This window comes from Aeromonas sp. 601027 (assembly GCF_049174455.1).
In the GTDB taxonomy this organism is placed as follows: Bacteria; Pseudomonadota; Gammaproteobacteria; order Enterobacterales; family Aeromonadaceae; genus Aeromonas; species Aeromonas veronii_A.
In genome coordinates this window covers 229,590-242,148 of the sequence record NZ_JAAKTN010000005.1, presented here as the reverse complement: position 1 = coordinate 242,148, position 12,559 = coordinate 229,590, and the positions used below count along the sequence as shown (strand labels likewise).

12 protein-coding genes are annotated in these 12,559 nt (G+C 62.0%); 8 read left to right on the top strand and 4 right to left on the bottom strand.

Annotated features, from left to right (window positions below):
• The first annotated feature begins 104 nt into the window (after positions 1-104).
• From modB to G5193_RS09070, 3 genes are all read left to right on the top strand, one after another.
• On the top strand, positions 105-785 hold the full coding sequence (gene modB, locus G5193_RS09080) for a molybdate ABC transporter permease subunit (RefSeq protein WP_005361814.1): 681 nt from the start codon (positions 105-107) through the stop codon (positions 783-785).
• On the top strand, positions 782-1,882 hold the full coding sequence (modC, locus tag G5193_RS09075) for a molybdenum ABC transporter ATP-binding protein (RefSeq protein WP_421205850.1): 1,101 nt from the start codon (positions 782-784) through the stop codon (positions 1,880-1,882). The genes modB and modC overlap by 4 nt, the downstream gene beginning before the upstream one ends.
• 64 nt (positions 1,883-1,946) lie before the next feature.
• Positions 1,947-2,723 (top strand): alpha/beta fold hydrolase, encoded by a 777-nt coding sequence (locus G5193_RS09070; protein WP_421205849.1) that lies wholly within the window; start codon positions 1,947-1,949, stop codon positions 2,721-2,723.
• 70 nt (positions 2,724-2,793) lie between these two features.
• On the opposite strand, the gene moeB is transcribed toward G5193_RS09070, so the two are convergent.
• Positions 2,794-3,549, bottom strand: coding sequence for a molybdopterin-synthase adenylyltransferase MoeB (gene moeB, locus G5193_RS09065; protein WP_213386462.1), 756 nt, complete (start codon positions 3,547-3,549; stop codon positions 2,794-2,796).
• Positions 3,546-4,772: a molybdopterin molybdotransferase MoeA gene (moeA, locus tag G5193_RS09060; protein WP_421205848.1), complete on the bottom strand. Its 1,227-nt coding sequence runs from the start codon at positions 4,770-4,772 to the stop codon at positions 3,546-3,548. The genes moeB and moeA overlap by 4 nt, the downstream gene beginning before the upstream one ends.
• A gap of 309 nt (positions 4,773-5,081) precedes the next feature.
• Between moeA and folE the strand changes: the two genes are divergently transcribed.
• Positions 5,082-5,738 (top strand): GTP cyclohydrolase I FolE, encoded by a 657-nt coding sequence (gene folE, locus G5193_RS09055; RefSeq protein WP_005344140.1) that lies wholly within the window; start codon positions 5,082-5,084, stop codon positions 5,736-5,738.
• Between the two features lie 411 nt (positions 5,739-6,149).
• Positions 6,150-7,805: a methyl-accepting chemotaxis protein gene (locus G5193_RS09050; RefSeq protein WP_421205847.1), complete on the top strand. Its 1,656-nt coding sequence runs from the start codon at positions 6,150-6,152 to the stop codon at positions 7,803-7,805.
• A gap of 72 nt (positions 7,806-7,877) precedes the next feature.
• On the opposite strand, the gene G5193_RS09045 is transcribed toward G5193_RS09050, so the two are convergent.
• Positions 7,878-9,608 carry a formate--tetrahydrofolate ligase gene (locus tag G5193_RS09045; RefSeq protein ID WP_421205846.1) on the bottom strand — a complete coding sequence of 577 codons (1,731 nt, stop codon included), beginning with the start codon at positions 9,606-9,608 and terminating at the stop codon, positions 7,878-7,880.
• 67 nt (positions 9,609-9,675) lie between these two features.
• On the opposite strand from G5193_RS09045, the gene G5193_RS09040 reads away from it, so the two are divergent.
• Positions 9,676-10,092, top strand: a complete 417-nt coding sequence (locus G5193_RS09040) for a hypothetical protein (protein WP_421205845.1) — start codon at positions 9,676-9,678, stop codon at positions 10,090-10,092.
• A 55-nt stretch (positions 10,093-10,147) separates the two neighbouring features.
• Here the strand turns inward: G5193_RS09040 and G5193_RS09035 are convergent, their stop codons facing one another.
• Positions 10,148-11,050: a LysR family transcriptional regulator gene (locus tag G5193_RS09035; protein ID WP_421205844.1), complete on the bottom strand. Its 903-nt coding sequence runs from the start codon at positions 11,048-11,050 to the stop codon at positions 10,148-10,150.
• Between the two features lie 109 nt (positions 11,051-11,159).
• On the opposite strand from G5193_RS09035, the gene G5193_RS09030 reads away from it, so the two are divergent.
• Together G5193_RS09030 and G5193_RS09025 are read left to right on the top strand one after the other, a co-directional pair.
• Entirely contained in the window at positions 11,160-11,720 is a 561-nt protein-coding gene (locus G5193_RS09030) for a YceI family protein (RefSeq protein ID WP_216951725.1), read from the top strand.
• Positions 11,720-12,457: a hypothetical protein gene (locus tag G5193_RS09025; RefSeq protein WP_216951724.1), complete on the top strand. Its 738-nt coding sequence runs from the start codon at positions 11,720-11,722 to the stop codon at positions 12,455-12,457. Before G5193_RS09030 ends, G5193_RS09025 begins: the two co-directional genes overlap by 1 nt.
• Positions 12,458-12,559: the final 102 nt, after the last annotated feature.

The following is a 12,559-nucleotide window of genomic DNA, read 5'->3' as shown; positions in this document are numbered from 1 at the left end:
GGCCTGATGCGATACCTTGAGTGGTCGGCCTTCGGGTCGGCCACTCTTTGCAATGAGGATGGATACCATGCCGTTGGGGGCATTTATCAATCGGGAGGTCGGCAATGAGTGAAGGGGATCTGCTGGCGGTCTGGCTCACCCTGAAGCTTGCGGCCTGCACCACAGCGATTTTGCTGTTGCTGGCACCGCCGCTGGCCTGGTGGCTTTCGCGCAGTCAGAACCGGCTGCGGCCGCTGGTGGAGGCGCTGGTGGCGCTGCCGCTGGTGCTCCCTCCCACAGTGCTGGGTTTTTATCTGCTGCTCGCCTTCTCCCCCGAATATGGTTTCGGCGCCTGGTGGCGCGACACCTTTGGCGCCCCGCTCGCCTTCAGCTTTCTCGGTCTGCTGTTTGCCTCCATCCTCTATTCGCTGCCGTTCGTGGTGCAGCCGCTCACCTCCGCCTTCGTCAACATGGGCAACAAGGAATTGGAGGCCGCCGCTACTTTGGGGCTCGGCCCGCTGGAACGGTTCTTCCACATCATCTTGCCGATGACCCTGCCCAGCTTCGTGATGGCGGCGGCCCTTGGCTTTGCCCATACATTGGGGGAGTTTGGCGTGGTGCTGATGATTGGCGGCAATATCCCCGGCGAGACCCAGGTGCTCTCCATCGCCCTGTTTGATCATGTGGAGGCGATGGACTATCAGAACGCCCATATTCTGGCGGGCGGCCTGATGGCCTTCTCGCTGGTGATGCTGGTGCTGGTCTACGGGGTGCTGCAGCGCAGACAGCGGAGAGTGTTCGGATGAACCTACCCGCTACTATGCCGCCTGTGAACGTGCCGCACCGCCATGCCCTGAGCCTCCATGCCAGGCGCGAGTTTGGCCCCTTTACCCTCGATTGCGCACTGACCCTCGAACTGGGGGGGATCCTCGGCCTGTTCGGCCCCTCCGGCTGCGGCAAGAGCACACTGCTGCGCATCATCGCCGGGCTCGATCGCCAAAACGGGGATCGCTTATGGTGGCGCGAGCGGGAGTGCGCAGCTCTGCTGCCCGAAGCGCGCCGGATCGGGCTGGTGTTTCAGGACTCGCGCCTCTTTCCCCATCTGACGGTGCTCGGCAATCTGCAACTGGCGGCCCGCAAGGGGCGAGGGCGCTGGCAGCCCGAGGCGCTGGCGGTGCGACTCGGTTTTGCCGATCTGCTGGGGCAGCCTGCCCACGGCCTCTCCGGCGGTCAACGCCAGCGGGTAGCGCTGGGGCGGGCGCTGCTGGCCGAGCCTGATCTGCTGTTGCTCGATGAGCCTTTTTCGGCACTTGATCGGCGCAGCCGCATCCATCAGGCCCATGTGCTCAAGGGCTTGCAGCAGGAGAGCGGTATCCCGATGATCTTCGTCAGCCACGCCATGGAGGAGGTGAGCCTGCTCTGCGATCAGCTGGTGTTGCTGGAAGGTGGCAGGGTGGAGGCGCAAGGTAGGCCGAGCGAGATTTTCGCCCGCACCGATCTCTCGCTCGCAAGCCGTGACGATGCCGGGGTGATGCTGAATGCCACCTTGGCCCACTATGATGACGGCGAGCAGATGGCGACCCTGCAACTCGGTGAGCAGCAGCTGCGGGTCACCATGACCCATGTTCCGGACGAGAGCGGCCCCTTGCAGATCAAGGTGGCGGGGCGCGATGTGGTGATCGCTACCGCCCCCATCGAGCACTCCAGTCTCTCCAACTGTCTCGTCACCCGTCTGCTGGCGGTGCGCGAGGTACGTCCCGGCCAGACCCTGTTGCAGTTGGCGCTGGGTGAGCAGATACTGCTGGCCCGGATCACCAGCCGCTCCGCCAGACGGCTGGCGCTCGCCCCGAACCAGCAGATCTACGCCTACATCAAGGCGGTGAGCCTGGTCAGCGAGGGTTGAGCGGATTGCAGAAGAGGCAGAAAATCAGGATGGTTCAGCGGATGAGTCGAGAGGCAACGAACTGATGCGCCGCAATCAGGTGATGAAATCCAACGGTCTTGCCCTGCGCAGTGCGGGGGAGGGCCCTTTGCTGTTGCTGCTGCACGGGCTGGGCTCCTCCAGCCTCGACTGGCAGGCGCAGATCGAACGGTTTTCCGAACACTACCGGGTGGTGGCGCTGGACTTGCGCGGCCACGGCCAGAGCATGCAGGAGGGGCCGTTCGATGTGGCGACCCTGGCAGCCGATGTGGTGAACTGGCTCGACGAGCAGCCGGAGCCCGCTTGGGTTGTCGGATTGTCGCTCGGGGCCATGGTAGCGCTGGAGCTGGCGCTGCAACTGCCCCACAAGGTGCAGGGGCTGGTGCTGGTCAACGGTTTTAGCGAGTTTCTGCTGGAGAGCCCCAAAGAGCAGGAGCGTTACGCCCAGCGCCTCAAGTGGCTGCGCTGGTTCGGTATGCGCCCGCTCGCCTGGTGGCTGGGACGCGAGCTCTTCCCGGGCCCGGATCTGGCACAGGTGCGCCACACCTTCCGGCTGCGTTTCGTGCGCAATAAAAAGAAAACCTACAAGGCGCTGCTGGAGGCGTTACCCGGCTGGTCGGTACGCGCCCGGCTTGGCGCCATCTGGCAGCCGGTGGCCATCATCTCCACCAGTCACGACTACCTGCCGCTGGCCAAACGGGTAGAGCAGTTTGCCGCCTTGCCCAACGCCACCATCCACACCCCCAACGGCCACCACGCCTGGCCTGCGGAAGACCCATCGGGCTTTAATCACCTGTTGCAACGGATCCTCACGACCCATTGAGGAAGGGGTTGTTAGGTGCAGGTACCAAAAAGCCGAACCACAGGGTTCGGCTTTTTTGATCCCGTTTGCGTCAAGGATGGGAGCAGACGGGGCAGTCGGGGCGCTTGGGCAGCTTCATCTCGCGGAAGGTGCCGCTCAGGCCGTCGATCATCAGCAGGCGGCCGCTGTAGCTTTTGCCCATGCCTGCCAAGAGCTTGATAGCTTCCAGTGCTTGCAGGCTGCCCACCAATCCCACCACGGGGGCGAGTACACCGGCTTCGACGCAGGTGAGGGCCTGCTCGCCAAACAGGGCGCTGAGGCAGGCGTAGCAGGGTTCATCTTCCTGCCAGGTGAAGCTGCATAGCTGTCCCTCCAGCCGGATTGCGGCGCCACTGACCAGCGGCACCTTGTGCTGGCGTGCCTTTTGATTCAGCAGGTTGCGAATGGCCAGGTTGTCGGTGCAATCGAGCACCAACTGATGTCGGGGCAGCTGGGTATCGAGCAGCGCCTCATCGGCCACGGCAGCGTGGGTCTCCACCTTGAGCCAGGGGTTGAGGGCACGAAGCGACTGCGCTGCTGAGTCCACCTTGTAGTGACCGATGCGCTCATCGTTGTGCAGCACCTGACGCTGCAGGTTGGAGAGCTCCACCTTGTCGAAATCGACCAGGGTGAGCTGGCCAACCCCGGCCACCGCCAGATACTGGCTGGCGGCGCAACCAAGGCCACCGGCGCCGATCACCAGCACACGGGCCTGCTTGAGCGCCTCCTGTCCCTCGAAGTCGAAGGATTTGAGGATGATCTGGCGGTTGTAGCGCAGCAGTTCGGCGTCGCTCAGGATCTCGCTCACAGCAGCAATCCCCCGAATGGCTCCACGGTCACCGTCTCGCCCGCGGCGACGCGGCCCCGTTCCCGTTCAAGAACTATGTAGCAGTTGGCTCGCGACAGGGAGCTGAACACGGCGGAGTCCTGCGAGCCGGTGCTGCGCACCTCGAGGCCGTTCGGTCCCTGACTCAGGATGCCGCGCTGGAAGTCGAGTCGGCCCGGGCTCTTTTTGAGTGGCTCGGCCGCAATGGCTTGCAGCTGGAGCGGGCGCTCGAAGTGCTGGCCCGCCAGCTTGGCCAGCGCCGGTTGCACCAGCTGATCGAAGGTGACCATGGCGGAGACGGGGTTGCCCGGCAGGCCGAAGAACCAGGCGCGGGGCAGACGGCCAAAAGCAAACGGCTTGCCCGGCTTGATGGCCAGCTTCCAGAAGCCAATCTCGCCGAGCTCGTCCAGCAGTTGTTTGGTGAAGTCCGCTTCCCCCACCGAGACGCCGCCGGTGGTGATGAGTACATCGGCCTCTTCGTCGGCGCGGATAAAGGCGGCGCGTAGCTGGGCGGGATCGTCGGGGATGATGCCAAGGTCGAGGCAGTCGCAGCCCATGCGCGCCAGCATGGCCCGTACGCCATAGCGGTTGGAGTCATAGATATCGCCGTGGGCGAGCGGGGTACCAACCGGTTTGAGCTCATCACCGGTGCTGAAGATGGCCACTTTCAGCGGGCGACGCACCGTGACGGTAGCCACGCCGAGGGAGGCCAGCAGTGGCATTTCGCGCGGGGTGAGGCGAGTACCGGCTGGCAGCACGCAGGCGCCCTTGCCGATATCGCTGCCGGCGCGGCGGATATTCTGGCCCGGTTCGGGTTGTGCCAGAAAAGTGATCCGATCGCCGTCGGCCTGCGTTTCTTCCTGCATCACCACTGCATCCGTACCAGCCGGTACCGGGGCGCCGGTCATGATCCGCACGCAGTGGCCGGCGGGCCATTCACCCTGATAGGGCTGACCGGCAAACGCTTTGCCCGCCATGATGAGCGGGGTGCCGCTGGCGAGATCCGCAAGGCGTACGGCATAACCGTCCATGGCAGAGTTGTCGAAGGGGGGCACGGCGAGGGGGGAGGCGATATCACAGGCCAGTACCCGGCCAAGGGCATCAGGCAGGGGCAACTGCTCGGTGTCGCAGCAGCAGGCAAGTTGTTCCAGCATCCCTTGCAGGGCATCGCTTAAGGGGAGTAGTCCGCTGGTATCAAATCCCATCGTCATGACCTCTTTCTATGATTGAAGGCGGGATTATCACAAAATTCCCCGGGGATGGGCAGGTTATCTCGAGGGAATCTCGGGGTAATCGGCGCAAAAACGGGGGTAGATGGCCATAAAGTATGAGGTGACGCACAAGTTGACTTGAATCTTGGCGGCAATGGCCGTTTACTATGCCGCCATAACAGATGGCCGTCACATCCTGTGTGGTGACCATTACAGCGATACCGTCGGCCCTGTGCGCCGCCATAACATAGGGTGTTGCTCCTTGAGCAGCCCTCACAGTCCCTGAGCGTGGGAGAAAAGACAATGACAACCTTAAGTCCGGAAGCCTTGCTGGTCAGGGCTGCCCTCGAAGCCCAGGGACTGGAAACCCCCCTGGTTGCCAACGAGCTGAACAGTCAGCAGAAGCGGGAGAAGATCGAAGGCCATATGCGCTCCATCATGGAGACACTGGGGCTGGATTTGGCCGATGACAGTCTGGCCGAGACACCGCACCGCATCGCCAAGATGTACGTCAACGAGATCTTCTCCGGCCTCGATTATTCCACCTTCCCCAAGGTGACGGTGATCGAGAACAAGATGCAGGTGGACGAGATGATCATGGTGCGGGACATCAGCCTCACCAGCACCTGCGAACACCACTTCGTCACCATCGATGGCATGGCCCATGTGGCCTATATCCCTCGCGGCAAGGTGATTGGCTTGTCGAAAATCAACCGCATCGTGCAGTTCTTCGCCCGTCGTCCCCAGGTGCAGGAGCGGCTGACCCAGCAGATCCTGCTGGCGCTGCAGACCCTGCTAGGTACCAAGGACGTGGCTATCAGCATCAAGGCGACCCACTACTGCGTCAAGGCGCGGGGGGTGATGGACTCCACCTCCTACACCACCACCACCTCCCTCGGCGGTGTCTTCAAGACCCAGCCCGATACCCGGGCCGAATTTCTCGGTGGCCTGCGCGGATAAGATGGCGGTTGTTTTGTAACCGCCATGCTGAATAAACGAGACGCCAGCTGCCATTGCTGGCGTTTTTCATTGGTTCAGGATGAGAGTGGCGGTCTGCCACTGCTTGGCCCGCGTGGCTTGCCCTATGCAAACGTTATGCATTTTTTCGATTTATTCATCTGAGCGATATATTTAATCGAACACGAAAAAAACCTCGCTTTCACCTTACAAAAAGTAACCGGACAGACTCTTTCCGAACCGCCACGATCCGGTTACTCTAGCGCCCCCTCACGGCTCTCGCTGCCGCTCATGGAATTCAGAGATATTCATCAAGGTTGGATGGTGCGCCACTGAACAAGTGGCCAGATAGTTCATGCCAGGAGGGCGTGAACCGGACGAGTGCTACGAATTTAACGACCACCAGGATATCCCATGAATACCAGTTCCATGACCATAGGTAAAAAGCTCACCGCCGGCTTTGCAGTGCTCGGTTTGATGGTCGCCTTTATCGGCGGCTTCTCGTTGCTGGAGTTCAGCAACATGAACCGGGCGGCTATCGGTTTTACCGACAGCATCCTGCCTGCCGTCAACCGCACCAATGACATTGGCGACAGCATCAGCGAGTTGCGTCGTTATGAGCTTGGTCTGTTTCTGGTCGCCGCTGATCCCCAGAAGCGTGCCGAGTACCGCACCATGGCCGCGCAGTTGGTGGAACGACTCAAACAGCAGATGATCGACCATGACAAGACCATCTGGGCGCAGGATGTTGAAGAGCGTCGCACTTTCGATATCGTAAAGTCCGACTGGGCAAGCTACCTGGCCCTGCACCAGCAGGTTAAGCAGTTGCAGGATAGCGGCCTGATGAGCGAGGCCCAGAGCGTCTTCATGGAGCAGGGGATCCCCCTCTACAACAACCTGCACAAGTCGGTGGCGGATCTTATTCGCATTAACCACGGTTATGCGACCGAGTCGCGCAAGGTTGTGGTTGCCTCCTACGACTCCGCCAAGCTGAGCGTTACCATCGCGCTGGTGATTGGCCTGATCCTTGTGGTGGTGCTCTCAGTGGTACTGACTCGCCAGATCCGCGACCCGCTGATCATGCTGGCCCGTCAGGCCCAGCGTATTGCCAATGGCGATCTGGGTCAGGGCGAACTGCAGCAGTGGATCCGCGACAGCCGCTTCAACCGCGACGAACTGGGCCAGCTGGGTTCCGCCATCAACCGGATGCAGGGCTCCCTCTCCGATCTGGTGAGCGAGATCGCTGGCTCCGTGAGCCAACTCAGCAGTGCGGTGGAGGAGGTGAGCGCCATCTCCAGCCAGTCTGCCAGCGGCATGGCCATCCAGCAGAACGAAGTCTCCCAGGTGGCGACTGCCATGAATGAGATGCAGTCCACCGTCAACGAAGTAGCCCGCAACACCACGGATGCCATGAGCGCCGCCAAGGATGCCTCCCGCACCTCCGCTGCTGGCAGCGAAGTGGTGCGCAGCTCGATTACCAGCATCGAAGAGGTGTCGGTCAAGATTGAACAGGCGGGCATAGTGGTGCAGCAGCTGGAGGCCGACAGCGCCAACATCAGCGTGGTGCTGGATGTGATCCGCGATATCGCCGGTCAGACCAATCTGCTGGCCCTTAACGCCGCCATCGAAGCGGCCCGTGCCGGTGAGCAGGGTCGTGGTTTTGCGGTCGTTGCGGATGAAGTGCGTTCATTGGCCCAGCGTACCCAGGACTCCACCGCCGAGATCAGCAAGATGATCGAGCTCTTGCAGAGCCGCGCCGCCGAGGCGGGCAACGCCATGCAGCTGAGTCGTCACCAGATGCAGGAGAGTGTCGGTCTGGCACGGGATGCTGGTACCAGTATCGAGACCATCAACGGTGCCGTGGTGCGCATCACCGACATGAACACCCTGATCGCCACCGCCACCGAAGAGCAGAACGCGGTGACCGAAGAGCTCAACCGCAGCATCGTCAACATTCACAATGCCGCTGACGAGAATGCCCAGGGCGCTCATCAGATCGCCCAGGCTTGCGTCGAGCTGAGCAAGCTGGCCAACACCCTGCACCATATGACCCAGCGCTTCACCCTCTAAGGGTTGATGCATGGATAACAGAAGGCCCCGCCAATTGGCTGGGCCTTGTTGTTTCTGGCGTTGTGGAAGGGCTCAGCTCAGGCCGACTATCTCGCCGTTCTCATCGATATCGATATGGCGATAGGCAGGCAGACTGCCCAGCCCCGGCATGGTCATGATGGGGCCCGCCAGCGCATAGACGAACCCGGCACCGGCGCAGAGCTTCACCTCGTCGATGGGCACCTCGAAATCGGTCGGTACCCCTTTGAGGGCTGGGTCGTGGCTGATGGAGAGCGGCGTCTTGGCTACGCAGATGGGCAAGTGATCCCACCCTTCGGCGGAGAGTTGCGCCAGCTGCTGGCGCGCTCTGTCGGAGAGCTGCACTCCGCGGCCGCCGTAGCCGCACTCCACCAGGGTCGCCAGCTTGCCGTCGAGGCTCATCTCATCGGGGTAGAGCAGTTTCACCTTGCCGGGTTGCTCGCAGGCGGCCACCACGGCGCGGGCCAGCTCGCTGGCACCGGCACCACCCTGAGTGAAGGCGTTGGAGATGGCCGCGCCACAGGCACCGGCTTGCTGCGCTTCATGGGCCAGCAGCGCCAGTTCGGCCTCGCTGTCGGTGGGGAAGCGGTTGATGGCGACCACCACCGGCACCCCGTAGCGGCGGGCGTTCCGGATATGCCAGGCGAGGTTGGCGCAGCCCTGCTTGAGGGTCGGCAGATCTTCCCCTTGCAGGCTGGCTGGCAGCGGCTGGCCCGGGCGGATATCGAGCAGGCCGCTGTTGGCCTTGAGGCCGCGCACCGTGGCCACCAGCACCACGCAGGCGGGGGTAATACCGGATTGGCGGCTCTTGATGTTGAAGAACTTCTCCAGCCCCATGTCGGAGCCAAAACCCGCTTCGGTCACCACATAGTCGGTCAGGCCAAGGGCGATGCGATCGGCGATCACCGAGGAGTTGCCGTGGGCGATGTTGGCAAAGGGGCCGGCGTGCACCAGCACCGGCGTCTGCTCGGTGGTCTGCATCAGGGTCGGTTGCAGCGCATCTTTGAGCAGCACCGTCATGGCGCCCGCCACTTCCAACTGTTCGGCGGTGATGGGCTTGCCGTGGATATCGCGGGCCAGCTGGATGCGGCCAATACGAGCGCGCAGCTCCTTGAGATCGCTTGCCAGCGCCAGAATGGCCATCAGTTCGGAGGCGGCGGTGATGACGAAGCGATCGCTGCGCTCCACACCATCGGCAGCGCCCCCCTGTCCAATCGTGAGGTGGCGCAGGGCGCGGTCATTCATGTCGAGGGTGCGTGGCCAGAGAATGTTGTCAGCATCGATATCGAGCCGCGGCAGGCCGGTTTTGGCGCTGAACTGGTCGCCGAGTTTACGCTCATGGAACAGGCGGGCATCGAGGGCTGCCGCCGCCAGATTGTGGGCCGCCGTCAGGGCGTGAAAATCGCCGGTGAGGTGGAGGTTCATCTCCTCCATCGGCACCACCTGGGCGTGGCCGCCACCAGCGGCCCCTCCCTTGACCCCGAATACCGGCCCGAGGCTCGGTTGGCGGATGGTTGCGATGCTGGGCTGGCCGATATGGTTGAGCCCCATGGAGAGGCCAAGGGTGGTCACCGTTTTCCCTTCACCGAGCGGGGTCGGGGTGATAGCGCTCACCAGTACCAGCTTGCCGCGCTGTGTGGGTTGAGACGTGAGCAGGTCGAGGCTGAGCTTGCCTTTGTAGTGGCCATGAGGGCTGAGCAGGTGCTGGGGGATGGCGAGGCGTTCGGCCAGCGCGTGGATTGAGAGACGGGGGGACTGGCGGGAGATCTCGATATCGCTTAGCATCAGCACCTCGTTGGCATATCTGGGTAAAATATGCGGCGCAGTCTAGTGGAATATAACGGGTAATCCAATGACGAAAACGATTTTATTTGGTGAGGGTGAGGTTCGTCAGAATCCTGTTCGGCTGGATCTCAACGCACTCTATCATCCCCCCAGGCAGCCGATGACGGCGCTGGGGATTGTCAGCGCGCTGGTGCCGTTGTTTGGTTTCGGCTGGCAGGCGATGACCCAGGATCCCGAAACCCAGCTGCGCCACGAGATCCGCAAACGGGTCAACAAGCACAAGACCGACGAGGCAAACCTTATTTTGATCCTGCAGCTGGCCGCCATGTTTGACTGCCCCGAGATTGAAGTGGCGCTCCCCTATGCCTTCAGTGAACAGCAGTTGTCGGTGATACGCACCCGTTTGCCACGCTGGCAGTTAAGCCTCGAGCAGGCGCGTCTGCTGGCAACGCTCGCCCCCGCAGCGGCCCCCAGCCAACGTTAGGTTGTCTGCCGGGCCAGCAGGCCGGAAAGTCAGAGCAAACCGTCAGCGTTGACCATCAGGTCGTCGCATCCCACTGTTGCGGGGCGAGATAGCGCTCCTGCACGAACTCGATAAAGCAGCGCACCTTGGCCGAGACGAAGCGGCGGTGCGGATAGACCGCATAAAGTCCCACCTCTCCCTTGTCCCACTCCGGCAGCAGGCTGACCAGCTGTCCTGACCGCAGGGCCTCCCCCACGATAAAGGTGGGCTGCAATATGATGCCCTGATCATCACAAGCGGCGCGGGTCAGCGCCACCCCGTTGTTGGCCCGCAGCGGCCCCTGTGGCCGGATGCTCTGCTGCTCGTTTCCCCGTTTGAAGTGCCACTCCGGCTGGGTCAGGGTGTAGATCAGACAGTCGTGCTGCTTGAGATCCTCGGGTTTTTCCGGTCTGCCCTTGCGCGCTAGATAGGCGGGGCTGGCGCAAAGCTCGACCCGAATGGTGGCAAGCTGGCGCGCCACCAGCGAGGAGTCGCTGAGGTGGCCGATCCGCAGCGCCAGATCGAACCCCTCTTCCACCAGCGCGACCCGCCGGTCGCTGTACTCGATATCGAGCTTGAGATCGGGAAAGCGCTGGCGAAACAGCGGCAGGGCGGGGGAGAGGTGCAGATAGCCAAAATCCATCGGCACCGAGAGCTTGAGGGTACCGTTCGGCTGCTGGTTGTGGTGGGTCAGCTGGCTGTGGGTCTCTTCCAACTCCGCCAGCAGGGCGAGGGAGCGCTGGTAGTAGAACTGGCCCGCTTCGGTGGGATTGACCTGACGGGTGGTGCGCGACAGCAGCCGGGTGGCGAGGGACTCCTCCAGCTGCTGCATTAGCTTGGAGGCCATGGCGACCGAGATGCCGAGCTGGTTGGCGGCCTTGGTAAAGCTCTGGCACTCCACCACCTTGATAAAGGTACGCATGGCGGCGATCTGGTCCATTTTCCATCCTCAGTAAATAATGAATTTAATAAATCACTGATTATTCATCTTCAGAACGAGGTTAGCATTTTAACCACTGATGTGAACCCCAAGATGAAGGAACGAACGGATGAAAATGACCAAGGCTCTGCTGGCCTCCTGCCTGTTTATGGTTACCCCTCTGATGGCGGCGGATTACGATGTGGATGCGGCGCACACCACGGTGCAGTTCAAGGTGGGTCACCTGGGCTTCTCCGAGCTGGTGGGTCGCTTCAACACCTTCAGCGGCACCTTCAGCATGGATGACGCCAACCCGGCGGCCGCCAAGGCGAGCTTTGAAGTGGATGCCGCCAGCGTCGACTCCAATCACGAGGCCCGCGACAAGCACCTGCGCAGTCCGGACTTCCTCGACGTGAAGCAGTATCCCAAGATGACCTTCGTCAGCTCCGCTTACGAGGGCACCAAGGATAAAGGCGTGCTGAAAGGGACCCTGACTCTGCACGGTGTCTCCAAGGAAGTGGCCTTCGATCTGGTCAAGATCGGTGAGGGCAAGGATCCCTGGGGCGGCTACCGCAGCGGCTTCAACGCCTCCACCACCATCAAGCGCAGTGACTTTGGCGTGAGCTACATGCTGCCCGGCATTCCGGACGAGATGAACATCAACCTGTTTGTCGAAGGCGTGCGCAAGTAATGGGCGCGGAACTTCTGCTGCAAACCCTGGCGGCTCCTCTGGGAGCCGCTTTGCTATCGTGGCGCTGGCCGCGACTGGGTTATCTGTGGGGCGCGCTGGCGCTCTGGCTGGTGGGCTCATTGCTCGGCGGTCTCTATGGTATTCCGGCCAAGGCGTGGCAGTGGCTGCCGCTGACCCTGCTGGTGCCCGCCATTGCGGCTCAGGTGAACGATCTGCGCGGTTCACTGCTGCTCTTTGCGGTGTTCAGTGCGCTGGTGTGGTGGCAGGGATTGGCCTCGGTACTGGCGAGCGAACCCGGGATCTGGCTGGCGCTACTGCCCGCCATCCTCTGGTTTGGCTGGAGCACCTTGCGCTGTGATAGCCGCGAGGGGCTCGGGTTTGCCCTCGGCTTTATCTGGCTGGCGCTGGTGATCGGCATCGATGGTAGCCTGCTGATTGCCCAGTTGGCCGGTGCGCTGGCCGCTTTCGCCGGTTTTCGCGCCCTGCTTGCCACCTTTGTTGGCATCAAGGTAGCCCCAGCCGGTCTGGCGCTGGCCCTCGCCTTCGTCCAGATGCTGGCCTGGCAATATGTGGAGGTGCCGCTGGTGGTGTTGCTGCCGGTCTGGTTGCTGCCGCTGCTGGAGTGGGCGTTACGTGACAAACCCTGGCCAGTGCGTTGGAGTGGGCTGATCCTGCTCGCTGCCGCGGGAACCGGGCTCAGCCTATGGTGGGTCTGGCCTGCTGCTTCTTTGTACTGATACTTGTGTGGAAAATGGTCAAATGGCGCCATTTTTGCATACTCGCTCATACTCTTGGTAGATAATGATTGAGCCCCCTATGTGTTTCAGATAAAAAGGATT

What these genes read in the sequence shown, in the direction of transcription:
- G5193_RS09025 (WP_216951724.1), top strand. Translation starts at nt 11,720, where the DNA reads ATGGGCGCGGAACTTCTGCTGCAAACCCTGGCGGCTCCTCTGGGAGCC.
- G5193_RS09070 (WP_421205849.1), top strand. Translation starts at nt 1,947, where the DNA reads ATGCGCCGCAATCAGGTGATGAAATCCAACGGTCTTGCCCTGCGCAGT.
- G5193_RS09050 (WP_421205847.1), top strand. Translation starts at nt 6,150, where the DNA reads ATGAATACCAGTTCCATGACCATAGGTAAAAAGCTCACCGCCGGCTTT.
- G5193_RS09030 (WP_216951725.1), top strand. Translation starts at nt 11,160, where the DNA reads ATGAAAATGACCAAGGCTCTGCTGGCCTCCTGCCTGTTTATGGTTACC.
- G5193_RS09040 (WP_421205845.1), top strand. Translation starts at nt 9,676, where the DNA reads ATGACGAAAACGATTTTATTTGGTGAGGGTGAGGTTCGTCAGAATCCT.
- modC (WP_421205850.1), top strand. Translation starts at nt 782, where the DNA reads ATGAACCTACCCGCTACTATGCCGCCTGTGAACGTGCCGCACCGCCAT.
- G5193_RS09045 (WP_421205846.1), bottom strand. Translation starts at nt 9,608, where the DNA reads ATGCTAAGCGATATCGAGATCTCCCGCCAGTCCCCCCGTCTCTCAATC.
- moeA (WP_421205848.1), bottom strand. Translation starts at nt 4,772, where the DNA reads ATGGGATTTGATACCAGCGGACTACTCCCCTTAAGCGATGCCCTGCAA.
- G5193_RS09035 (WP_421205844.1), bottom strand. Translation starts at nt 11,050, where the DNA reads ATGGACCAGATCGCCGCCATGCGTACCTTTATCAAGGTGGTGGAGTGC.
- modB (WP_005361814.1), top strand. Translation starts at nt 105, where the DNA reads ATGAGTGAAGGGGATCTGCTGGCGGTCTGGCTCACCCTGAAGCTTGCG.
- folE (WP_005344140.1), top strand. Translation starts at nt 5,082, where the DNA reads ATGACAACCTTAAGTCCGGAAGCCTTGCTGGTCAGGGCTGCCCTCGAA.